At 29.9% G+C, this 24,480-nt stretch carries 25 protein-coding genes and 1 pseudogene; 22 read left to right on the top strand and 4 right to left on the bottom strand.

What is annotated here, in order from left to right; all coding sequences use genetic code 11:
• Positions 1–2 precede the first annotated feature (2 nt).
• The 9 genes from Q6H37_RS19075 (at position 3) to Q6H37_RS19035 (ending at position 5,517) form a co-directional block, all read left to right on the top strand.
• Entirely contained in the window at positions 3–641 is a 639-nt protein-coding gene (locus Q6H37_RS19075; RefSeq protein WP_318735299.1) for a hypothetical protein, read from the top strand.
• 264 nt (positions 642–905) lie between these two features.
• Positions 906–1,172, top strand: coding sequence for a spore germination protein (locus Q6H37_RS19070; RefSeq protein ID WP_318735296.1), 267 nt, complete (start codon positions 906–908; stop codon positions 1,170–1,172).
• Between the two features lie 132 nt (positions 1,173–1,304).
• A complete protein-coding gene (locus Q6H37_RS19065) occupies positions 1,305–1,598 on the top strand; it encodes a metalloregulator ArsR/SmtB family transcription factor (RefSeq protein ID WP_318735293.1) in 294 nt (97 codons plus the stop codon).
• A 33-nt stretch (positions 1,599–1,631) separates the two neighbouring features.
• The gene (locus Q6H37_RS19060) at positions 1,632–1,871 is read left to right on the top strand and encodes a thioredoxin family protein (protein WP_318735291.1); all 240 of its coding nucleotides are present in this window, start codon (positions 1,632–1,634) and stop codon (positions 1,869–1,871) included.
• A gap of 116 nt (positions 1,872–1,987) precedes the next feature.
• Positions 1,988–2,956, top strand: a complete 969-nt coding sequence (locus Q6H37_RS19055) for a permease (protein ID WP_318735289.1) — start codon at positions 1,988–1,990, stop codon at positions 2,954–2,956.
• A 158-nt stretch (positions 2,957–3,114) separates the two neighbouring features.
• Entirely contained in the window at positions 3,115–3,558 is a 444-nt protein-coding gene (locus tag Q6H37_RS19050; RefSeq protein WP_318735287.1) for a MarR family winged helix-turn-helix transcriptional regulator, read from the top strand.
• Between the two features lie 139 nt (positions 3,559–3,697).
• Complete coding sequence (gene arsM / locus Q6H37_RS19045) at positions 3,698–4,516, top strand: arsenite methyltransferase (protein ID WP_318735286.1); 819 nt, start codon at positions 3,698–3,700, stop codon at positions 4,514–4,516.
• Between the two features lie 27 nt (positions 4,517–4,543).
• Positions 4,544–5,044: a GNAT family N-acetyltransferase gene (locus Q6H37_RS19040; RefSeq protein WP_318735284.1), complete on the top strand. Its 501-nt coding sequence runs from the start codon at positions 4,544–4,546 to the stop codon at positions 5,042–5,044.
• A gap of 44 nt (positions 5,045–5,088) precedes the next feature.
• Positions 5,089–5,517: a C-GCAxxG-C-C family protein gene (locus tag Q6H37_RS19035; protein ID WP_318735281.1), complete on the top strand. Its 429-nt coding sequence runs from the start codon at positions 5,089–5,091 to the stop codon at positions 5,515–5,517.
• Between the two features lie 122 nt (positions 5,518–5,639).
• On the opposite strand, the gene Q6H37_RS19030 is transcribed toward Q6H37_RS19035, so the two are convergent.
• Positions 5,640–6,098, bottom strand: a complete 459-nt coding sequence (locus Q6H37_RS19030; RefSeq protein WP_318735278.1) for a C-GCAxxG-C-C family protein — start codon at positions 6,096–6,098, stop codon at positions 5,640–5,642.
• A 365-nt stretch (positions 6,099–6,463) separates the two neighbouring features.
• Here Q6H37_RS19030 and Q6H37_RS19025 point away from each other — a divergent pair.
• The 12 genes and pseudogenes from Q6H37_RS19025 to Q6H37_RS18970 all read left to right on the top strand — a co-directional run.
• Positions 6,464–6,694: pseudogene (locus tag Q6H37_RS19025) on the top strand (arsenical-resistance protein); the annotation flags it as partial.
• 45 nt (positions 6,695–6,739) lie between these two features.
• Positions 6,740–6,943 (top strand): DUF4177 domain-containing protein, encoded by a 204-nt coding sequence (locus Q6H37_RS19020; protein WP_318735276.1) that lies wholly within the window; start codon positions 6,740–6,742, stop codon positions 6,941–6,943.
• A gap of 700 nt (positions 6,944–7,643) precedes the next feature.
• The gene (gene arsB / locus Q6H37_RS19015; protein WP_318735274.1) at positions 7,644–8,699 is read left to right on the top strand and encodes an ACR3 family arsenite efflux transporter; all 1,056 of its coding nucleotides are present in this window, start codon (positions 7,644–7,646) and stop codon (positions 8,697–8,699) included.
• A 227-nt stretch (positions 8,700–8,926) separates the two neighbouring features.
• Positions 8,927–10,576 (top strand): FAD-dependent oxidoreductase, encoded by a 1,650-nt coding sequence (locus tag Q6H37_RS19010; RefSeq protein ID WP_318735272.1) that lies wholly within the window; start codon positions 8,927–8,929, stop codon positions 10,574–10,576.
• Positions 10,577–10,844: 268 nt separating this feature from the next.
• Positions 10,845–11,174 carry a metalloregulator ArsR/SmtB family transcription factor gene (locus Q6H37_RS19005; protein ID WP_318735269.1) on the top strand — a complete coding sequence of 110 codons (330 nt, stop codon included), beginning with the start codon at positions 10,845–10,847 and terminating at the stop codon, positions 11,172–11,174.
• A gap of 33 nt (positions 11,175–11,207) precedes the next feature.
• On the top strand, positions 11,208–11,585 hold the full coding sequence (gene arsD / locus Q6H37_RS19000) for an arsenite efflux transporter metallochaperone ArsD (RefSeq protein ID WP_318735266.1): 378 nt from the start codon (positions 11,208–11,210) through the stop codon (positions 11,583–11,585).
• 21 nt (positions 11,586–11,606) lie between these two features.
• Complete coding sequence (arsA, locus tag Q6H37_RS18995; protein ID WP_318735264.1) at positions 11,607–13,352, top strand: arsenical pump-driving ATPase; 1,746 nt, start codon at positions 11,607–11,609, stop codon at positions 13,350–13,352.
• A 126-nt stretch (positions 13,353–13,478) separates the two neighbouring features.
• On the top strand, positions 13,479–15,101 hold the full coding sequence (locus Q6H37_RS18990; protein ID WP_318735262.1) for a spore germination protein: 1,623 nt from the start codon (positions 13,479–13,481) through the stop codon (positions 15,099–15,101).
• 3 nt (positions 15,102–15,104) lie between these two features.
• A complete protein-coding gene (locus Q6H37_RS18985; protein WP_318735259.1) occupies positions 15,105–16,271 on the top strand; it encodes a Ger(x)C family spore germination protein in 1,167 nt (388 codons plus the stop codon).
• A 23-nt stretch (positions 16,272–16,294) separates the two neighbouring features.
• Positions 16,295–17,389 carry a GerAB/ArcD/ProY family transporter gene (locus Q6H37_RS18980; protein WP_318735256.1) on the top strand — a complete coding sequence of 365 codons (1,095 nt, stop codon included), beginning with the start codon at positions 16,295–16,297 and terminating at the stop codon, positions 17,387–17,389.
• Between the two features lie 248 nt (positions 17,390–17,637).
• The gene (locus tag Q6H37_RS18975) at positions 17,638–19,029 is read left to right on the top strand and encodes a L,D-transpeptidase family protein (protein ID WP_318735255.1); all 1,392 of its coding nucleotides are present in this window, start codon (positions 17,638–17,640) and stop codon (positions 19,027–19,029) included.
• A 145-nt stretch (positions 19,030–19,174) separates the two neighbouring features.
• On the top strand, positions 19,175–20,107 hold the full coding sequence (locus tag Q6H37_RS18970) for a metallophosphoesterase (protein ID WP_318735252.1): 933 nt from the start codon (positions 19,175–19,177) through the stop codon (positions 20,105–20,107).
• 52 nt (positions 20,108–20,159) lie between these two features.
• Here Q6H37_RS18970 and Q6H37_RS18965 read toward each other — a convergent pair whose 3' ends face one another.
• Entirely contained in the window at positions 20,160–20,630 is a 471-nt protein-coding gene (locus tag Q6H37_RS18965; protein ID WP_318735250.1) for a DUF2975 domain-containing protein, read from the bottom strand.
• 177 nt (positions 20,631–20,807) lie between these two features.
• Here Q6H37_RS18965 and Q6H37_RS18960 point away from each other — a divergent pair, with 177 nt between their 5' ends.
• Entirely contained in the window at positions 20,808–21,728 is a 921-nt protein-coding gene (locus Q6H37_RS18960) for a ketopantoate reductase family protein (protein ID WP_318735248.1), read from the top strand.
• 532 nt (positions 21,729–22,260) lie between these two features.
• On the opposite strand, the gene Q6H37_RS18955 is transcribed toward Q6H37_RS18960, so the two are convergent.
• Both Q6H37_RS18955 and Q6H37_RS18950 read right to left on the bottom strand, forming a co-directional pair.
• Positions 22,261–23,067, bottom strand: coding sequence for an ExeA family protein (locus Q6H37_RS18955; protein ID WP_318733562.1), 807 nt, complete (start codon positions 23,065–23,067; stop codon positions 22,261–22,263).
• A gap of 15 nt (positions 23,068–23,082) precedes the next feature.
• Positions 23,083–24,342: a DDE-type integrase/transposase/recombinase gene (locus tag Q6H37_RS18950; protein WP_318734736.1), complete on the bottom strand. Its 1,260-nt coding sequence runs from the start codon at positions 24,340–24,342 to the stop codon at positions 23,083–23,085.
• Positions 24,343–24,480 lie beyond the last annotated feature (138 nt).

The following is a 24,480-nucleotide window of genomic DNA, read 5'->3' as shown; positions in this document are numbered from 1 at the left end:
ATATGAGGAAAATAATATGTAGTATATTTATAGTTGCAGCATTGTTAGTTTGTTCCATGTCACTTACTTCCTGTAAGGCAATTACAGCTCAAAATATAACTAATACGGGTTCTGGTCAAGGTATGAATGGTAACAGAATGTCTAATGCTGATCTTATTGGTAAAATAGTATCTGTGGATGCAAATACTATAAAACTAAAGATAGCAAAGCAAAATTCAAATGGCAATAAGAATGTAAATGGTACTTCAAGTACAAAGGGGAATGCAGCATCTGATATGAATGGTAATCAAAATGCTAATGTAACTCCAAATATGAATGATAATCAAGCTTCTAAGGGAATGCCAAATACAAATGGCATCTTAAATGGGAATGGTAACCAAAATAATAATAATGACAATAGGAAGCCGCCTCAGGGTGGGTTCCCAGGAGGTAAGCTTGAATTAAGCTATACTGGTGAAACAAAAACAATTACAGTTAATAGCGATGTTAAAATATTAGAAAGAACTGGTATACCTGGCCGAAATGGAAATGACAGCTCAAAATTATCTACAAAGATATCAGACTTGAAAAAAGGACAAGTAATAATGATTTGGTATAAACAAAATACTAAAACAGTAGAAAGAATCAGTTTGATGCAGTAAAGGGAGTACTAGTGGAATATATTTAGTATAGGTAAATAAATTAACTTTTGCAGTTTAAAAATTATGCGGTGCAACTTTTCAGAGGACAATGAAGGTGAGTTTTCTTCCTTGCGTCGGAAAACTAATTTATTTTTAAAGCTTATTTTGCAAATACAAAATAAGCTTTAAATTTATATAAGTTAGAAATATTTCGCTATGGCTAAATGAGTCATCAAAAATCACTTATGACAATGTAATTATATGTATACACTTGAAGTTACTAGTTTGAATTTTAAATTTTATGCAGTGATATATGATAAGAGTTTCATCACATTAGCTAAATTGTTTCCTATGAGGTTGTTGAAATTTTTTATGATTTTTCTTTCAAGTATATTTGGGTTATTTGGATTTTATATGGCATTAACTATTATAGTTATTAAAATAGCATCTATTACAAGCTTTGATATACCATATACTAAACCAATAGCTCCATTTAATTATGAAGATATGAAAAACTATATTTCAAGTAATGTGGTTCAAACTGAACACTGACCTAACTTGTTAAATACAAAGGATAAAAGAAGAAAAAAATAATCAATATAATATTGACAAAGTAGAATATAAAGTAATATTATAAGCATATAAGTATTTAATTATAAAGTTATCATTCTGTGGAGGATAATTATGAGTAAGGAAGAAATAAGCGTTAAAATTTTTAAAGCTTTAGGACATCCTATAAGATATAAAATAGTTAAGTTTTTGTATGATGGACCAAAGTGCGTATGCAAGTTAAATGAAGATATAGAATTTAGCCAGGCAAATTTGTCTCAGCATTTAAGAATACTTAAGGAAGCTGGTATACTATCCTCTGAGAAGGTTGGTATGAATACTCATTACAGAATTAGTAGTGAAGAAATAAAAAATATAGTTGACAGCGTAGATAAGTTTGTTATGAGTTATTTTAATGATTCTAAATAAAATAATTATATATAAATTCAGGAGGGTTAAATTATGGAAATAAAAATTTTAGGTTCAGGTTGTTCAAATTGTAAAAAACTTGAGGCAAATGCAAAGGAAGCTGTTAAGGAGCTAAATGTAGAAGCTGACATTACAAAAGTAGAGGATATTAAAGATATTATGAAGTATGGGGTTATGAGAACACCTGCTATAGTTATTAATGAAAAAGTTAAAATGTTTGGTAAAGTTTGTAATGTTAATGAAATTAAAAAATATATTAATGAGGAAATGTAAATATAAGCTGTATTAAAAAAGGACTTTAATCCTAATTTAATAGAATTAAAGTCCATTAAATTAAAACAGTACATAAGTATTTAATTATAAAGTTATAATATGAATGGAGGGATAATATGTTTACACCTGTGCAAATTTTTGCTGATTGGCTTATTTATAATGTATTTGGAATTGCTAAAGAAAGTAGAATTGGAAGTGCTTTAAATTTCTTTGTATTTGATACTATAAAGATATTTATCTTATTATTAATTATAATTTATGTGATTACCTTTATAAGAAGTTTCTTTCCACCAGAAAAGACGAGAAAGATACTGGCAAAGAGTAAAGGAAGCACGTTTATTGGACATGTTCTTGCAGCTTTGCTTGGAATTGTTACACCATTTTGCTCTTGTTCTGCAGTGCCGCTTTTTATTGGCTTTGTGGAAGCAGGAGTGCCGCTTGGAGTTACATTTTCTTTTTTAATAGCTGCACCAATGGTAAATGAAGTTGCATTAGGACTTCTTTATGGTTTGTTTGGAATAAAAATAGCTGTTATTTATGTAGTTTCTGGTGAAATAATTGCAATAGTAAGTGGTATTATAATTGGAAAATTAAAAATGGAAAAGCATGTAGAAGGATATGTTTATGAAATGCAGATGAATTCGGATTTGGAATTGCCTGATCCAACTACAAAAGAAAGATTAATGGATTCCTGGAATTTCACAAAGGAATTGATAAAGAAAATATGGTTGTATGTCATAATTGGTATTGCTATAGGCGGCTTTATACATGGATGGATTCCAGCAGGAGCATTGGCAAGATATGCAGGAAAAAGTAATCCATTTGCAGTATTTGCAGCTGTTGCAATTGGAGTTCCATTGTATTCTAATGCTGCTGGAGTAATTCCACTAGTTAGTGAACTTACAAGAGCTGGAGTTGCAATGGGAACAGCTTTGGCATTTATGATGGCCGTTACAGCTCTTAGTTTGCCAGAGGCAATTCTTTTAAGAAGGGTTTTAAAACCTAAATTATTGGCAGTATTCTTTGGAGTAGCAGCACTTGGAATAGTGTTTACTGGATATTTGTTCAATTTTATAATAGGTTAAAATTTTATATAGTAAAGTCAATTGTTAAAAGCTTTCTTTAGTTATGAATTTAGATTAACTAAAGAAGGCTTTTTATAATAAAAATTCTTTTTTAGTTGTAATTTAAAATAGTTGCATACTACAACAGTTTTGCGATACAATTAATTCGAGGTGGTTAAATGGAAAGTCAAGGAAGTAATTATTTACGTGAATTAATAAGAATATTAGTGAGAAATTTAGGCATATTGGAAAAAGAAGATACGAGCTGCTGTGGTGTAACAATTTCTCAATGCCATGCTATTGTGGAAATTGGAAGAGCAAAAGAAATATCACTAAATGAACTTGCTAAAATACTAACAGTGGACAAAAGTACAATGAGCAGAACTATAAATAATCTTGTAAAAAATGAGTTAGTAATTAGAGAGCTGCATCCAGAGGATAGACGTTATGTAACAATAAAACTTACTGATGAAGGGATGAAGGCATTTAAAAATGTTGAATGTGGAATGCAGGAGTATTATAAAAATATTTTTAGAGCAATTCCAGAAGAAAAAAGGGAACAGGTACTTGAAAGCTTGAAGTTACTTACTGAGGCTGTAAATAAAAATAAACAGAGTTCTTAGCATTAGATGGAGTTTTAATTCCAAATGATGCTTAGAAATCGTTATCCAGGGACGTAGCCGATCTTTACTCTTGCTTTAGGAAGCAGGAGTATTAGAGCGGGTAGTCATCGGATAAATGTTGTTAGGAGGAAGATTTATTATGGGAAATAACATTAAGGGAAAAGTTAAAGCATATTATGGAGGTATTGCAAAAAAAGTAAGTGCTAAATCCAAAGCTAGCTGTGGTTGTGGTACATCTTGTTGTGGTGATACTTCAAATAATTCAAATTTGTACACGAAAGAATTTATAGAAGGTTTACCAGAAGAAGCTATAAACGCTTCTCTTGGATGTGCTAATCCTGTTGTACTTGCAAATCTACAAAAGGGTGAAGTTGTTTTAGATTTAGGAAGTGGTGGAGGAATAGATGTCTTTATTTCATCTAAGTATGTTGGAGATAGTGGAAAGGTCTATGGTCTTGATATGACTGATGAAATGCTTGAACTAGCAAATAAGAATAAAGAGAAAATGGAAGTTAAAAATGTGGAATTTCTAAAAGGATATATAGAAGATATTCCTCTTGACAATGAAAGCATAGATGTTATTACATCAAATTGTGTAATAAATTTATGTGAAAGTAAGGAAGCTGCATTAAAAGAGGCATATAGAGTTCTTAAAAATGGTGGTAGATTGGCAATAGCTGATGTTGTAGTGCTTAAGGACATACCTGATGAAATAAGACACAGTGTAGAAATGTGGGTAGGCTGTATTGCAGGTGCCTTACCAGTTGAAGAATATAAAGAAATACTTCAAAGGGTTGGCTTTAAAAATATTGAAATAACACCAGTAAATATTTATACAAAAGAAATTATAGAAGAAATAGCAAAACAGAAAAATTTAGGGGATTTATATAGCAAAATGGATGCAGATCTTATTGATGGTGCTTTTGCTGGGGCGCATGTAAAAGCATATAAACTTTAAAAAGTTTTAAAAAGGGGGAAAATGAAAATGAATTATAAAATTGAAGAAATGAAAAAAGAAGATTGGGAAGAAGTTTCAAAAATATATTTAGAAGGTATTAATACAGGCAAAGCTACATTCCAGATAGAAATTCCAACTTGGGAAAGTTGGGATAGTAGTCATACTAAATCATGTAGATTAGTAGCTCGTTTGGAAAACAAGGTTTTAGGTTGGGTGGCTTTAAGTCCAACTTCAAGTAGATGTGTTTATTCAGGTGTTGCAGAAGTTAGTATATATATAGGAGAAGAATATAGAGGAAAAGGTATAGGAAAAGCTTTATTGGCAAATTTAATTGGCTTGTCAGAAAAAGATGGATTTTGGACTTTGCAATCAGGAATTATAAAGGAAAACCTGGCTAGTATAGCGTTACATAAAAGTTGTGGATTTAGAGAAATTGGAGTGAGAGAAAAAATTAGTAAAATGGATAGTGGTGTATGGCATGATGTAGTTTTAATGGAACGTAGAAGTAAGTTAGTTGGAATTAATTAGTTATTCTGTTAGAATTATAATAAATAACAAAGGGGGTTTTTAATATGAGCAGATCACAAAAAGTTATTGATAATTTTAATAATGGATTGAATTGTTGTCAATGTGTTTTATTAGCCTTTAGTGAGGAGTTAGGGTTAGATAAGAAAGCAGCCATAAAAATTGCATCAGGTTTTGGAGGGGGAATGTGCCATGGTGAAGTCTGTGGTGCTGTAACTGGTGCTGTTATGGTACTAAGTCTTAAATATGGAAATAGTATATTAGATGATATTGAATCAAAGGAAAAAGTATATGAAATGGTAAGAGAATTCAAAGAGAAATTTACAGAAATTAATGATTCAATTATATGCAGAGATTTGCTTGGAATTGATTTAATTAAAAAAGAAAATAGAATTATGGCAAGAGAAAAGGGATTGTTTAAAAAGTGTCCTAAGTTTGTTGAAGATTCTATTAATGTTTTAGAAACTATGCTATAGAGAAATTATAATATTTTTAACCTTGCATTTTAGACATGAAGTTATATAACAACCTTTTTACAAAATTACAAATTACTAAAACTCCCATATCAATATGGGAGTTTTATATTAAATAATGTTGATTATTTTGTTTGTAGATTTAATTCTCTAGATATTATCTTTGAGCATTCTTCTGCAACTTCTCCAGTAAAATAAATGCATTGCTCCATGTGCTCTGGAGAACCGAGTGTCATATCTTTTGTTAAAATCCTGCAGCATAAACATTTATGCCTTTCTTTAAAAATGTCATGTAATTCTTTAGATAATGCCATAGTTTTATTGACTTTTGTATCTTTAGGTTCACATCTACCAAAGAATAAACCTATTGACATAATACCACCAACTACTGCGCCACAAGTACATCCAGAATTACCCATACCAACTGGAAAACCTGAAGCCATTTTTATGATATCATCAGATACTGGCAGATTAAATTCATCTTTAATTGTTTTTATTATTGCTTCAGAACAATAAAAATCTCCATTACGATAATAATTTTCTGCTGTGGTTTTTATTTTATGTAAGTCAATAATTTTATTCAACTTAATCTCTCCTTATATAAATTATTTTATTTAAATAGTATTGTTTAATTCATTTTATTTCATAAAAAAGTACTTGTACAATATTAATTTGGATAGTTTAAAAGTAAGTTGTAACTTAATATAATTTATAATTATAAAGTCTAATTTATTTAAAGTATAGTATTATACTAAATCTAATAATTGTTTTTTGCAACAAGTATTCTTTATACTAATAAAACTTGATTTTTAAATAAGTAAGTATTATAAATTATTTAATTTTTAAAATTATGGATTTTTATAGTAATGGCATTAGTGTATTTTTAGATTGGTCTTTATAAGGTATATCTTATGCATTATCAAGTTTATCAATTTGTACAACATCTATTCCTTTAGTTTTAATAATATTATTATTTACTATAGTTATAAAGGTCATGTTTAATGGGAAACATATTATTGAGCTACCAATAGATATATAGTAAGAATTGATATACCTTTGATTATATATTTTATAACTATGTTTTCAGCATCTTTCTTTATAAGTTATAAATCAAAAATATACTATCATAACTGTTAGCAATAACTTTGAATTGGTAATTGCTGTGGCAGTAGCAGCTTTTGTTGATTTTATTGATATATAGATAATGTAAAGGAGTGAATTGATTATGACATGGCAATATAAGGTGTTTACAGTTGATCATTTTTTGAATTCAGATGAAAATCTAACTATGGAAGAAAAATTAAATAAATATGGAGAGGAAGGATGGGAACTTGTGGGGATGCTGCAAAAGCCATTTAGTAGTCCAGGTAATTCGCCTAAATATTTAGAGGAAGATTCAATAGTATTAAAAAAATCCACTGAAGATTAGTTTAAAATATTGATCATTGTATAGCAAGTAGAAGTTCAATAAAGTATTCTTATAAATATATTAAAGAAAGCCACAAAAACCATATAATAAAAAATTAATGAAAATCAAGCGATTTGAAATTTTTTATTTGATTTTTGAATAATAAGTGTAAAGCTAGGCTGCATCAATAAATTAGCTATTATATTAGGATGTAGCTTTATTGACAAATTTAATTGATCTGCCATGGTTTGATGAAGATTCTATTAGTGTTTTAGAAATTATGGTATAAAGAAATTATAATATTTTTAACCTTGCATTTTAGAAACAAAGTTATATATGAAAAAAATTTATAAAGTTGCAAATTATTAAAACTCCCATATCAATATGGGAGTTTTAATAATTTGTAATTTTATTTTGTAGATTTAATAAATAAGTAAATATTATAAGTTATATCGTTTGGAATAGTAATAGTAACACTTTATATATAAATGCATAAAATGTTAAATATAGATTGCTATAAATGTAATTAATAATATAATGCTCAAAAAAATATATAATATTGACTATATACAGATGATTATTTATACTATATATAGATAAATGTCTATATAGGAGAGGGTAAAATGGACAAAAATTATAAAATAAATGCCAAAGTATTTAAAGTTTTATCTGATCCCAGTAGAAATAATAAATATTATTTTAATTATAAGGGGGAATTAGTATGAGTAATCAATCATCAAAATTGTCATGGCTTGATCGTTATTTAACATTATGGATCTTTATAGCAATGGCACTAGGAATATTTTTAGGATGGGCTCTACCAGGTTTATCTGATGCATTATCAAGATTATCAATTGGAACAACATCTATTCCTATAGCAATAGGACTCATAGTTATGATGTATCCGCCACTTGCCAAAGTTAACTACAAGGAGCTTGGAAAGGTTTTTAAAAATCCAAAGGTATTAACTCTTTCGTTAGTTCAAAATTGGGTTATAGGACCATTATTAATGTTTTCTCTAGCAGTTATATTCCTTAGAGGGTATCCACATCTTATGGTAGGGTTAATTCTCATAGGACTTGCAAGATGTATTGCTATGGTTATTGTATGGAATAGTCTTGCAGATGGAGATAGCGAATATGCAGCAGCATTAGTGGCATTTAACTCAATATTTCAAGTAGTATTTTATTCAATATTTGCTTATATATTTATCACTGTATTACCAAAAGCCATAGGATTGGAAGGGATGCAGGTTCATGTTTCTATGGGTCAAGTAGCTTCTTCAGTAGCTATCTATTTAGGTATTCCATTTATTGGAGGTATGCTTACAAGACTGTTTTTGGAACCTAAGAAAGGAACAGAATGGTATACTAAAACTTTTGTACCTAAGATAAGTCCTTTAGCTTTAATAGCACTACTATTTACTATAGTTATAATGTTCATGTTTAAAGGAAAATACATTATTGAGTTACCAATGGATGTGTTAAGAATTGCTATTCCTTTACTTATATACTTCTTAATTATGTTCTCAGTATCTTTCTTTATAAGTTATAAATCAAAAATAGATTATCATAAAACAGTTAGCTTATCATTTACAGCTGCAAGTAATAATTTTGAACTAGCAATTGCTGTAGCAGTAGCAGTTTTTGGTATTCAATCTCAAGAAGCTTTTACTGCTGTTATAGGACCATTAATTGAAGTACCTGTTATGATTGCACTTGTTAATGTAGCCTTATTATGGGGAAGAAAGTATTTTGGCTTGAAAAAAGAAAAATAGTATACAAATCCAATTTATTATTGAATGAAAGCAAGCTATATAATTATTAATTGGTTTTTGTTGATTTTAATGATATATAAATTAAAATATTAATTATCATAGTTAGTAATTAGCTAAATAAAGTATTTTTATATGCATAAAATTAAAAAATCAGCAAAAACCATATTAGTAAAGTTTTAATGTTTATAGAGCTTAAATAATAATGGTTACGAGAGGCGATAATGTTTATGAAGGTTGTTATAATAGGTGCTGTAGCTGGTGGAACATCTGCAGCAGCAAAGATTAGAAGAAATGATGAAAATGCTGAAATTAAGATTTTTGATATGGATTATGATATATCTTACTCAGGATGTGGCTTACCTTATTACATAGGTGAAGAAATAGGGGATAGATATGACTTGACACCAAGAAATGCAGAGTTCTTTAATAAAAAGTATAATGTAGTTGTATTTAGAAGGCATGAAGTCTCAAAAATAAATACTTTAGATAAAGTTTTAACTATAAAAAATTTAGATACCAATGATGTATTTAATGAAAAGTATGATAAACTAGTTATTGCATCAGGAGCAAGGCCTATAGCACCAAACATACCAGGAGTAGAAAAAAGCAATGTATTTTATTTAAGAAATGTTAAACAGGCAGATAAAATCAAAGAATATATAACAAAGAACAAACCTAAATCTGTAGTTATAGTAGGAACTGGTTTTATAGGATTGGAAATGATGGAAAATTTAAAAAACATCGGCATTAAAGTTACTCTTGTGGAGCGTTTAAATCAAGTTACCCCTGGATTAGATGAAGACATGGCCATTTATGTAGAAAAGTACTTAAGAAGTAAAGATGTAAACATGACTCTAGGTGATTCAGTAGTTAGGTTAAAGGGAGAAGAGATAGTTAATCAAGTAGTTTTACAAAGTGGTAAGATTATAGATACAGATTTTGTAGTAATGTCTATTGGAGTAAAGCCAAATACGGAACTTGCTAAAGAAGCTGGAATAGAGCTTGGTATTAACGGATCAATAAAGGTGAACACAAAGATGATGACCAATGTAGAAGATGTATATGCATGTGGTGATTGCACCGAAAGTTATTCTGTTATAACTAAAAAGCCTTTATATAGACCATTAGGTTCAACAGCAAATAAAATGGGTAGAATAGCTGGAGATCAGCTTTCAGGAGGAAATCTTGAGTTTAGAGGCATTCTTGGTACAGGGATTTTTAAGATCTTTGACATGACTGTTGCTCAGACAGGTCTTACAGAAAGAGAAGCTATTAGTGAAGGATATTACCCAGTTATATGTCATAATATTAAGCCAGATAAACCAGAATATTATCATGGGAAAGAGATGATTATTAAAGCCATTGCAGATAAAAATACAGGAAAACTTCTTGGTGTTCAAATTGTTGGATACACTGGAGTGGATAAGAGAATAGATGTATTTATCACAGCAATAACTTTTGGAGCAAAGGTTGAAGACTTATTCCATTTAGATTTGGCTTATGCACCACCATTTTCAACAACTAAAGATCCTGTAGCATATACAGGTATGATTTTGGATAATGCAATAAATAGAGGCAGAGAACTTATAAAACCTAATGATCTTAATGAATTAATAGAAAATAAAAGTGATGTTACAATAATAGATGCAAGAGTGAATAAACAATATGAAGAAGCACATGTAAATAATGCAATAAACATACCTCATGATCAGATTAGAGCAAAGGCTGATGAACTGGATAAGGAAAAAATCATTGTAACATATTGCAATAAAGGTGTAACTGGAAATGCAGCACAGAACATATTAATAAATAAAGGATTTAAGAAAGTCTATAACATATCTGGAGGTCATAAAAATTATAAAGTACAGACTAAGTAATTATCTAAATAGTGAATTGTTCATAAGGTATTGTTTAATTTTTGCATTATTAATATTGATAAAGTAAAGGTTAATTGATTTCTGGAATTTCACAAGGGATTTGATAAAGAAAAATAGTAACTTTCTAAAGGTAAATACATAAAATATTAAATATAGACAATTATATATATTAATTATCAATTTAATTAACATACTTGTACAATATTGACTATATATGGATTGTAGCTTATACTATATATAGATAATTGTCTATATATGAGGTGATGCAATGGATAAGAAATATGAAATTAATGCTAAAATATTTAAAGCTTTATCAGATCCAAGCAGATTAAAAATTCTTGATATGCTGTCTTGTGGTGAAAAATGTGCTTGTGAGATACTGGAAAGTTTTGATTTTACACAGCCTACATTATCACATCATATGAAGGTATTAATGGAGTGTGAGCTTGTAAAGTCCAGGAAAGAAGGTTTATGGAGTTATTATTGTTTGGATAGCAATAACACAGGTAAATTGATGCTATTTTTAATGGGGATTTTTACTGATACAGATGATTGTATTTGTAAACAAAAAAATAAACATAATTGCAGTGAATGTTAAAAAATATTATTTTAAATAAAGGAGAGGTAAGTTATGAAAAAGATGATTATTTTCGATCCAGCTATGTGTTGTTCAACAGGAGTATGTGGACCAGGAGTTGACCCAGAATTATTAAGGGTAGCTACAGTACTGGATAATTTAAAAAGAAAAGGTATAATGATTGAAAGATACAATTTAACAAGTAGTCCTCAGGCTTTTGTTGATAATAAAGTTATTAATGAAATCCTAAATAGTGAAGGAATAGATGTATTACCAGTTACTATAGTTGATAATGCTGTAGTAAAGAAAGGTTCATATCCAACTAATGAAGAGTTTTGTAAATTGCTTGGAATATCAGAAGATTATTTAAAAGCTGGACTTAAGTTTAAAAAGAAATCTGGTGGATGTGGTTGTAATGGTGGCTGCTGCTAATTAAAGAAAAGAGGGATAACTATGGTAAAGAATTTTTCCTTGGAAAATTTAGAGTTAACTAAATATATATTTTTTACTGGAAAAGGTGGAGTAGGGAAAACATCAGCAGCATGTGCAACTGCAGTTGCTTTGGCAGATCAAGGAAAAAAAATTATGCTTATAAGTACAGATCCAGCTTCAAACCTGCAGGATGTATTTAATACAGAGTTAAATAATAAAGGAACTGCTATTAAAGAAGTACCTAATTTAGTAGTAGCAAATTTTGATCCAGAGCAAGCTGCCAGAGAATATAGAGAAAGTGTTATCTCGCCATATAAAGGAAAGCTTCCAGATGCAGTAATAAAAAATATGGAGGAACAACTTTCAGGGTCTTGTACTGTGGAAATTGCAGCCTTCAATGAATTTTCTAATTTTATAACTGATGAAAAAGTAGAAAAAGAATTTAAACACATTATATTTGACACTGCACCAACAGGTCATACATTAAGAATGCTGCAGCTTCCATCAGCTTGGAGTAATTTTATAAGTGAAAATACACATGGAGCATCTTGTTTAGGACAACTGGCAGGACTTGAAAGTAAAAAAGAAGTATATAAAAATGCTGTAAAAACTCTATCAGATGGAGAAAAGACCACACTTATACTTGTGTCACGGCCACAAAGAACACCTTTAAAGGAGGCAGAAAGGGCATCCAAGGAGCTACAAGATATAGGAGTAAATAATCAGATATTACTTATTAATGGAGTGTTAAAAATTCATGATGACCGTCTTTCAAGCTCAATTTATAAAAAACAAGAAGAAGCTTTAAAAAATATACCAAAACATTTAAAGAAGTTAAAGACATACAAAATTCCGCTAAGGCCTTATAATGTAACAGGTCTTGAAAATGTAAGAGCTTTTTTAAAGGAAGATAATATTAAATATAGTGATGAAACTTTAAATAATGAAAAGATGCTAAAATTAAAAACAGTCATTGATGATTTATATAGTACAAATAAAAAAGTAATTTTTACAATGGGAAAAGGTGGAGTTGGAAAAACCACCATAGCAGCAGCTATTGCGCTAGGACTTGCAGAAAGAGATAGAAAGGTACACCTAACTACTACAGATCCAGCAGCACATTTGAAGTTTGTTTTAGATGATAGCTATGGCATTACTTTAAGTCATATTGATGAGAAGAAAGAATTGAAAAAATATAAAGAAGAAGTTTTAAGTAAGGCTAGAGAAACTATGGGAGAAGAAGACTTAGCTTATGTAGAAGAAGATTTAAGATCTCCATGTACTCAAGAAATTGCAGTATTTAGAGCTTTTGCAGAAATAGTTGATAGATCTGAAAATGAAATAGTTGTTATAGATACTGCACCAACAGGACATACATTGCTGCTGTTAGATTCTACTCAAAGTTACAATAAAGAAATTGAGCGTTCACAAGGGGATATACCAGAATCAGTTAAAAAGCTTTTACCTAAGCTTAGAAATGCTGATGAAACAGAAGTTATAATTGTAACCTTAGCTGAAGCCACACCTGTATATGAGGCTATGAGATTAGAGGCGGATTTAGAGAGAGCAGGAATTAATAGTAAATGGTGGGTTATAAATTCAAGCTTGTTTGCAACGGATACCACCAATGCTATTCTTAGAGCAAAAGCAAGTAACGAGATAGCCTGGATAAATAAAGTAAGTGAAATTTCTGATGGGAATTTTGCAGTTATTGAGTGGAAAGAAAAAGAAGTAAAAGGGGATAGGTTACTGGATTTAATTAAATAAATTATTATAAGAGAAAAATCAAGCTATAAAAATTGTAGCTTGATTTTTTTGCTTTAATGCTCATACAGTGCTTATGAATAATTATGTTATCCTGTCACATAATAAAGTTTAGGGAAGGTGAATTGAATGCTAAATTTCCTAAAAAATATCTTTTCACTGAAGAGCAAAAATGCTGATAAAACTGATTTAAATAAAAATATTGATACATATGAATATGAAAAAACTAAAGTTTCACATATATTGCAAGAAAATAAAATAGCTGTAAAGGATATACTTAGTAACTTCTCAGATTTGGTTATTAGGGAAGTTAAAATTACAAATAATCCAAAGTTTGATGCAATGCTTGTATATTTAAATAATATGATAGAAACAGGACTTATAGAAGAATCTATTATTGAAAAAATCACAAGTAAGCGTGAAGAATATGCTTATAATCCAGAGACTAAGGAATATTCTAAGTACTTATTTGGAATAAGAGATGAAGATATACATATAGATATGGACAAAGTTATTGATTCAATATTAAGTGGAAAGCTTATTTTATTCATAGATGGATTAAATGAAGCAATGGTAATTAATATTAATAAGGCACCTGCCAGAAGTATTGAGGAACCTCAAGTAGAAACTGTAATTCGTGGTCCCCGTGAAGGCTTTAATGAATCTATGACCACTAATATAACTCTTATACGAAAAAAAATCAAAAGCTCAAAGCTTAAAATGGAAACTATCAAAATAGGGAGAGAAACAAGAACAGACATTACTATTGCTTACCTTGCTACTGTAGCAAATCTTAAGATAGTAAATGAAGTAAGAGAACGATTAAATAAAATTGATGTAGATGCAGTTATTAGTGCTAATTATATAAAGGAATATGTAGAAGATGACCCAATAAGTGTTTTCCCAACTATTTTCTCTACAGAAAGACCAGATGTAGTGGCAACTAAAATATTAGAAGGACGAATTGCCATTATTGTTGATGGGAGCCCTTTAGTTATAACAGTTCCTTCTCTTTTTATAGAATTTTTGATAACTAATGAGGATTATTATCTGAAATTTGTTCCAGGCACAATTAATAGATGGATCAGATACTTATCCTTTATTCTCACTATTACTTTACCAGGAATTTATTTAGCAATAACAACCTTTCATCAGGAAGTTATTCCAACACCTTTATTAATTACTTTTATGAAAGCTCGATCTAGAGTTCCTTATTCAGCATTAATTGAATGTTTTCTAATGCTGTTAATGTATGAAATATTGAGAGAAGCTGGAGTTAGAATGCCTAGAGCTGTAGGTCAGGCTATGAGTGTGGTTGGTGCATTAGTATTAGGTCAGGCTGCAGTAGAGGCAGGTATTGTAAGTACGCCAATGGTAATTGTGGTATCTACTACAGCTATATGCTCCTTTTCTATTCCAGCTACAGATATGTATGCAGCAGTTACTGCTCCTAGGTTTATATTTATGATATTAGGAGGAACTTTTGGATTATTAGGTTTAACTTGTGGAATAATATTATTATTTATGAAGCTTATATCTAAGCGATCTTTTGGTGTACCTTATATGGCACCTTTGGCACCATTTGTATCAGAGGAATTTCCAGATTTACTTATGAGACGTCCTATATGGGCTAAGTTTAAAAGATCATGGATTATAACAGGAAAATCATCAATTAAAAGAAAACTTAAATCACATATTAAATCAATAAAGGAAGAGCAAAAGAAAGCTGAGGAAGAAAAAAATAAGGAGTAGGTTATGAAAAAATTCATTTGCATTTTCATGTCAATTATAATTTCGTTTTCTGCTACAGGCTGTAAAGGAACAAAACAAGAAGTCGAAAAGTTAGGATTAGTGCTTGCGACAGGCCTTGATCTTACGCCAGAAAATAAGTATAAACTAACAGTACAAATATTGAATCCCAAAAAGGATTCTTCTCAAGATATGAGTAGCAAAAAAGATGGTCAACAAGTTTCTTCAGATGTTATGATTTTTACTTCTGAGGGAGACACTCCTTATGATGCTGTGAGTCGTTTATCTACAGAATATGGTAGTAACCTATTTCTTGGTCATATCGAATATATGGTTATTGGAAAGAAATTAGCTGAATCTGGTTTAGAATTGTTTATTGATGCTATATCAAGGGGGCAGCAGGCAAGAATAGACAGCACTTTGCTTCTTGCAAAAGATAAAGCTTCCAGCATATTGGCCTTTCACCCTTTGGATGATTCAATTCCCGCTAATTCAGTATCAAAATTAATAAAAATACAATCTTTGAGAGGGTTTTCACCTGTAATTTCTAGATTAGATTTTATAAATGCTTTATCAAGTGAAACAACAGCACCTATTATTGGGGTTATTGATATAGACCAGGACAATAATGAAGGAAATACCTTTAAGCTGGCTGGTACTGGTGTATTTCGTAAAGATAAGCTAATTGGATATTTTGATATTAATGAGACTCGTGGTATGCAGTGGATAAAAGGAAAAGTTAAAGATGGAACTATAGTATCACCTTCTCCATATGACAGCAAAGTATCCTTCTTTTTACTAAATGCAACTAGCAGAGTAAAGCCTATAGTAGAAAATGACAGTATAAAAATTCAAATAACTATAAAAGTACAATCTAATATATTGGAGATGTCAGGTAAATTAGACCCTATGAAAAACCCGGAGGTAATGAATAATTTAGGTGAGCTGCAGAGTAAAGCTATAGAAAAAGAGGTCAACCTTGCTTTAAATTCAGCTCAAAATAAGCTTAACGCAGATATATTTGATTTTGGAGGTTTAATACATAGGGAGCAGCCTAAGGCTTGGAAAAGGCTAGAAAAAAATTGGGAACATATTTTTCCTAATATGAAAGTAGAAGTAAATGTGATTTCTAATATAAAAGGTTCTGGAACGATTTCTAAATCTATCAAGTGATAATTCTATAAGGGGTAATAGTAATGAAGATAAAAATATCCGCTTATCAATTATTTTGTAGTATTGTATTAGCACCTTACGGCAGTGCAATGCTTTTTTTTATAACTCCTAGTGCAAAGCAGGATGCATGGATAGCAATGCTTATTTACATGTTTCCAGCAATTATATTACAAATTGTGTATACAGCTCTTTGGAATAAGTATCCTGATGACTCTATTGTTACATATATGCCTAAAGTTTTTGGGAAAATTATTGGAACTATTTTAAGTATAATATATATAATTTTCTTTGCATATGAGGCTGCAAGAGTACTAAGAGACATTGTTTCACTTATAACAATTACTACTATGGTTAAAATCTCCTTTACCCTAACAACATTATTGCTTACATTAATAGTTGGATACAGTGTTTATTTGGGCATGGAAAGTCTTTGCAGAGCTGCACAATTTATATTATCTATGCTAGTATTATTTTTTATATTAGAATGGATATTTTTATTTACTACACCGGATGCTTTAAAGTTTTATAACTTAAAACCTGTACTTGAAAATGGAATAATATTTGTTATAAAAGAAGGTTGGAAACTAATAACTTTTCCTTATGGTGAAACTGTATTATTAACAATGCTATATCCATTTATTGTAGAAAGGTCAAAAGTAAGAAAAACTGCAGTACTAGCTATTATTTTTTTAGCAATACTTCTTACATTAAGCTCTATAATGTTTATATCTGTGCTTGGAGTGAAATTTGCATCTGTATCCTTGTTTCCACTGCTGCAAACTATGCGCATAATGAATATAGGAGAATCCTTTAATAGGGTAGATATATTTTTAATGCTTATTATGGTAGTGGGTGGATTTATTAAAATAAGTTTATTTACATATGGGGCAATGCTGGGTACTGCTCAGCTTATAAAATTGAAAGACACTAAATGTTTAGCAATACCATTTAGTATATTGATTTTTATTACTTCGCTATTAATAGCAAAAAATTATTCTCAGCATATATATATAGGTTTAGTATTATCACCAATATATATTCATATACCATTATTGGTGTTTTTACCAATTATTGCACTGTCAGTGCAGTGGATAAGAAGCTGGATTAAAGGTAATTGAGATTATATTATTCAAATGGATTTCCTCTTGTTTTGGTATTCATTACTTGAATTAAGCTGTAAGGTTGAATTTGCACTAGAACTAAAAGAAATAAAAGAGAAGCATTATTAATGTCTATTAGTGAAAGAGAATCTCTTTTTTATACCCGAATTTTACACTAAGTTTTTTGTAATATAACATGTAACAAAATCGAAGCAAACTACATATTATGGTAATGTGTTTCGATTTTTAATTGTTAGTATAAGGGGATGGGTATTATAAAAAGAGAAGAGGATAAACACAATAAAATTGTCATAGGTATTGTAATTTCTCTTTGCGCTTTACTTGCTATATATTTGGGTATGGCAGCATATTTTATTAATCATTTTTATTTTGGCTCTCAAATTAACCATATTAATGTTTCTTGCAAAACTGTAGATGAAGCAAAACAACAAGTAGAAGCTGAACTAGGAAAATATACACTGAATTTAAAAGAGCGTGGGGGCAAAAATGAACAAATTAAAGGTACAGACATTGCTTTGAAGCATAATTTAGGAGGAGAATATAAAAATTTAAAAGCTGTGCAGAAGCCTTTGAAGTGGATCTCAGCATTTTTTAATACAGAAAATTTAAAAATGACAGATGCAGTTACATATGATAATGGGTTGTTGAAAGAAAAGATGGAGAAGCTTTTTTGTTTTGATAAGCGTAGTATAGTTGAACCTAAAAATCCAGACTTCAAGTATACGGATAAGGGCTATGTGATTATAGATGAAGTAAATGGAAATAAGATTAATAAGGATATTTTATATAATAGAGTGACAAAGGCAATACAGAGTGGAGAAACTACAATAGATTTAGAAGCAGATAATTGCTATGTAAATCCAAAATACACTTCAAAATCTCAAAGAACTACTGATAATAAAAATATTCTCAATAAATATGTATCTTCTAAAATTACCTATACTATTAGAAATCATAAAGAAACCATAGATGGTTCCATAATAAATAAATGGCTTAAAGTTAATGAAAATTTTGAAGTTGTAGTTGATAAGCAAAAAGAAAACAATTATATGGAAGCATTGTTTAAAAATTATAATACTGTAGGGAAGACGAGAAGTTTTGTTGCAACGTCAGGAAATACAATAAGTATTGGTGGTGGTGATTACGGCTGGTTAGTTGATATTGATAAGGAAATACAAGAATTAGATGAAGTAATTAAACAAGGAAAAACTATAGTAAAGGAACCTTTCTATGCTCAAACTGCTTTTTCTCATGATAGTAATGACATAGGGAATACCTATGTGGAAATAAATATATCAAGACAACATTTATGGTTTTATAAAAATGGATCACTTATAGTACAAGGTGACGTTGTTACGGGTAATGCAAGCAATCATGGCACACCAGAAGGTATTTATAGTTTAAAATACAAAGATAGAAACGCCGTATTAGTTGGCCCAGGTTATAGGTCTCCTGTTAACTTTTGGATGCCATTTAACGGGGGAATTGGCATTCATGATGCAAGCTGGAGAAGTGAGTTTGGAGGAAGCATATATAGGGGTGATGGCTCTCATGGCTGTGTAAATTGTCCATACTATTTAGCAAAAACAATATTCGATAATATTGAAGCAGGAACTCCAGTTGTATGCCATTATTAACTGCAATTCATAAACTAAAAATATTGAGGTATATAAGATGTATATATTGTTGGAAAGTCTGAAATAATAAATAACAAGAAGTAAATTGGAGTTCCATTTTTATTTCAATATGAAAATTTTTTATTAGTCCTAAAAGAGGTGCATTATGATATCGGAAAAGAAACTAGCAGAAAAAAGGTTGACGGAAGCCTATAATAATGCCAAAATTGAATATTTTGATAACAATTCTAAGTATATATTTTTCAGTGATTGTCATAGGGGAGATTCTACGCCATCTGATGAATTTGCAAAAAATCAAAATACCTTTTTATTTGCATTAGAATTCTATTTTAATAATGGATACACTTATGTGGAAGCTGGAGATGGAGATGAACTTTGGGAAAGTTCTAATTTTAAAGCGATAAGGCTGGCACATGATGAGGTATATTCTCTATTAAAAAAATTCTTTGATTCCAATAGATTAATTATGTTATATGGTAATCACAATATATATTTAAAGTATAAGAATTTTGTAAAAAAGAATTATTATAAATTCTATGATGATTATAACCAGGAAGATGTAGAACTATTTCCTGGGATTACACCATATGAGGCAGTAGTGTTTAAACATAAAAATACAGGACAGGAAATATTGACTGTTCATGGTCATCAAGGAGATAGGATGAATGACAAGTTATGGCACTTTACTAGACTTACAGTAAGATATTTTTGGAGATATCTTCACTCAATAGGTTTTATAAATCCTGCAAGTCCTGTAAGAAATGCTGAAAAGATTCATAAAATTGAACGCATTTATAGTAATTGGATTGAAATGAATAAAATTATGGTTATCTGTGGACATACGCATAGACCGCATTTTCCCAAAGTTGAAGAATTACCTTATTTCAATGATGGTTCCTGCGTACGAGCAAGTGGAATACAAGGTATTGAAATAGTAGATGGAAAAATAATGTTAATTGAATGGAGTATTCGATATGATCCATCAGGGGATCTCCATATAAGAAAAAAAATATTAAGAGGTCCAAAACCAATTGAGGAATTTGATTTAAGAACTAATAAAACAAATATTGTTAAATAGAAATAGTTGTGTCAAGTATACTTTTGACACAACTATTTTATTATTATCTATCTTATATTGTTAAGTCATTATATTCCTTTATTTTTATTGCTTTATCAAATACATCTGCAATCAAGAAAAATGTTAATGAAATAATTACTAATGTTACTAAGGCTATTGTTATATTAAGTCCCAATATTTGGACTAAACCATGATCTGGGTTAAATACTGAACTATAAGTGGCTTCAATAACTGCTTCTATGAAAAAAATGTATCCAATGATATTAAAACGTTTTACATTAGCTTGAATAAAAGGATTTTCTTTAAAATTGTCTGCAAGTCTCAGTAAAATATATATAGCAAGTGAATATCCTAAAAGTACAATTGCTATATATATCTTTTTTAATAAAAAGTTTAAAGTAGTCTTACCACTAATTGCTTCACATATAAAAACAATACTACCTATTATTAAAGTTGCAATCATTAATATTAATGACAGCCATAAAAATGATGTTAATAATGATTTGATTTTTTCACTTTTCATTTAAAATGCTCCTTTCATTGTGTTTTATACCATTATAATACATATTTAATCGTTTATCAATAAATTATTATTGATATTCATTATACGATTTTACCAAGAAAAAATGTTATAATATTGATAAGATATATTGTGAAATGTGGGAAAAATAATAAGTTAGAAGAAAAGAGATGTTAAATAATGAACATTAGAACTGTTTCAATTGTTGGATTGGGTGCTTTGGGAACTATGTATGCAAAGTATTTTTTAGATAAATTATCCAAAGATCAAGTTCGAATTATTGCAAATCAAAACCGTATACAAAAATATAAAAGGCAGGGCATTTATTGTAATGGTGAGCCCTGTGACTTCAATTATGTTTTACCAGAAAGTCAGCAAGAGCCTGCAGATTTATTAATTTTTTCTGTAAAATTTAATCAGCTTCAGCAAGCTATAGAGGATGCAAGAAAACAAGTAGGAAAAAATACAATTATTATTTCAGTGTTAAATGGAATTTCCAGTGAAGAAATCATAGGAAAAACCTTTGGAATGGAAAAAATGCTTTATTGTGTTGCACAGGGAATGGATGCAGTAAAGCTTGAAAATGAGCTGAATTATGAGAATATGGGAATGCTGTGCTTTGGTGAGAAAGATAACAATGTAATGCCTGAAAAAGTTACTTCTGTTGCAAAATTTTTTGATACTATAGATTTTCCTTATGAAATTCCCAAAGACATGAAGCATAAAATGTGGGGGAAATTTATGATGAATACAGGGGTAAATCAGACAGTGGCAGTATTTTCAACAAATTATGGTGGTGTACAAGCGGAAGGCGAACCTAGAAATGTCATGATATCAGCCATGAGGGAGGTTATTGCTCTTTCTCAAAAAGCAGGTACAAACCTAGATGAAGCTGATTTAACATATTGGTTAAAGGTGCTTTCAACCTTAAATCCATTGGGACTACCTTCTATGGCTCAAGACATGGAGGCTCACAGGAAGACAGAAGTAGGTCTTTTTGCTGGAACAGTAATTGAAATAGGAAAAGAATATCATATTCCAACGCCTACAAATCAATGGCTGTATGAAAAGGTACAAGAGATGGAAAAGAAATTTGTATAAAACATTATTTATCCGATCGCTACCATTGCTAATATCGCCACTTTCTTCAAGTTGGGGATAAGCACTGATACGCGCCTGGATAAGTTCTTCTAAGACTCAGATGGAGAGAGGTATTCCTCATAGGCAAACTCCACCTAAGTCTAAGAATCACTTGATGAAGAATAAAAAGCAAGGTTAAAATTATAATAATGAAGTTGTAAGATAAAAGTAGACATGAAAAAAGCATGTCTACTTTTTTCATGTTAAAATCAAGTTAGAAGGATGTGATTATGATGAGTAGAACAAAAGGTGGTCAAAATAAAAAATGTGTTACGCGTCAAATTATTTAAGCTATTCAAAGTCAAATTATTTCAACCTAAATTAAGTAATAATATGGTAAAAATGCAGATTAAATAATCTTACGATAGAAAAAAATATGTAAAAAGTCAAATTAAATCAACCTTTCTTCACAATATCCACAATGTATAAAATATGAAAATTAGACAATTAATATAGGTATAAAAAAACACTGCCAAGTAAGCAGTGTTTAAAATTAAATTGTAAGGTCAATTTCGCTTTGAGCTTTATAAACTATTTCAGCATTAATAGAGGAAAGTTTTTGATTAGCACCAGAAATAAGACACATTCTCGTTAGAGAATTTAAAGGTCTTATAGAGCCATTTGTGGTTGAATACATAAGTTCAAATGCATCATCAGTAAAAATAGGTTCTATGCAGCCTGCGGCTTTAAGCATTGAAATTATGTAGGGTTTACATTCTTCTGGCGTTAGCCCTCGTAAGCAATAATTCATTAAAATTCGCTGGCGCAGCGCTTCATGAATTTGTCTGCTGAGTTGAAGTAAAAAGTTAGGTTGACCTGAAAGAATTAGCATAGCATAATTCTTTGAATCCATATTAAAGTTAAATATAATTCTTAAATCATCAAGGATGGAATTGCTTAAAAACTGACATTCATCTAATATAATGACTGGGGTTATATTTTTACTATGACTATAAGTGTATATAGCTTCCTGTATTTGTTTAAACATAGTAACTTTTTTACAGGCAGGAATTATTCCAAGACCATCACAAAGAGCTCTGTAAAAATCCATGACCGTTAAGGTCGAAATAGGAATATATATACATTTATATAAATTGGGGTTGAGTGAATTTACAAAATAACGGAGTAGGAAAGACTTACCTACTCCGGGTTCACCAGTAAGTACACCAATGCCCAAAACAGATTTTAAAAATTCTAATCTGCTTAATGCGTGATTAAAGTCTTGGAATTTAAAGCTGTGTGTTAAATCAATATTTTTATCAAATGGGTCAAAGGTTAACCCATAAAAAGTTTTATACATAATATCAACCTCCGGTTAGTTAGCTTTAAAGGCAGAAAAATCAACAGAATCATTATTAGATCTTCTAACCTTTGAGTTATCAATTTTTTTTAGTGGGAAAATAGTATCTGTAAGCTTAGCATCTTCAGAGAAGATGTATGCTTTATCAAGTGAAGTAGGATCATAACGAATATTTATTTTTTCTCTTACATACTTTAATGGAACTTCAAATAATTTAGTTCCTATGGATACTGTGGAGTCATTTTTAACAGTACGTTGAACTTTATATAAAAATAAATGATCAAGTTCACTTTTAGAGGAAACAAACCTTAAATTTTCAATATTATTCATATATTTATCAAAGGGTGTAGAATTTATTGATGAATGAAAGGTTTTGTTATAGTGATTAACATAAGTCAATAGAGATTCATTCAAAATGTCTATTGACTTAAAATCACCCCAGTTTATTGAATTCATCCATTGTTTTTGCATTGTTTGAAACCACCTTTCAATTTTACCTTTCGATTGAGGAGAATATGGCCTAGCAAAGCTTAAAATAGACCCAAGTGAAGCACATATAAGTTGAAACTGTTCACTTTTATATATCTTTCCGTTATCAACAAAAACTTTTTTAGGAATACCTTTAGATGCTACCGCATCTTTAAAAACAGCCATAAGAGACAATAAATCATCTTTAAAAAATACTTTACATCCAACAATAAGCCTACTAGCATCATCAAGGAAAGCTATAATATAAGTTTTATATTTTCTGCCTTGAATAGTGAGATAAGGTCCAACAGATACATCAGACTGCCAACATTCATTCGCATATTCAAATTCAAAGGCTCTTCTATCTTGAGGCGCCAGCTTTTGAGGTGCTATATTAGCCTGTTTTATGAATCTAGTTATTGTAGAAAGAGATATATTGTTTTCATTTTCAAATCCTTTGGCAATAACTTCATGATATATATGTTTAGCAGTTTTTTTGGGGGAATTAATTTTGCAGTTTATAATGAACTGCTTTGTTTCTTGCGAAATTTTTCTTGAACAACCTTTGTCATCTCTTGTTTTAGGATATAAACCGTCTATACCATGTTTCCTATATAAGGTTAACCAACCTTTAATTGTAGCCGGAGAATACTCTTTTCTTCCGCCGTTAGGCATAGTATAAGATTTAGCAGCAATTTCTGATAAATATTCTTTAACAGAAGATTGAGTAAAAGTATTAGTGATTATAGGTGCAATTAGAGAGTATCTAAACAGAGCTATTTTTTGGCTTAATTCATGAGATATCATAATTAAATGCCTCCTTCAACTTTGAGTTTATTTTCATTTTTAATTATGTACCTCAATAATCAGCCTTAACCGTTAAAAGTTGTGTGGAAAAATATAAGAACTTCAAAATAAAATTTAAAAGTTGAGACAAGTTTTAAG

It is taken from the genome of Clostridium sp. JS66, assembly GCF_033561535.1.
Lineage (GTDB): Bacteria > Bacillota > Clostridia > Clostridiales > Clostridiaceae > Clostridium_AM > Clostridium_AM carboxidivorans.
The sequence above is the reverse complement of the archived record's forward strand: the minus strand, read 5'-3'. Positions and strand labels throughout refer to the sequence as shown.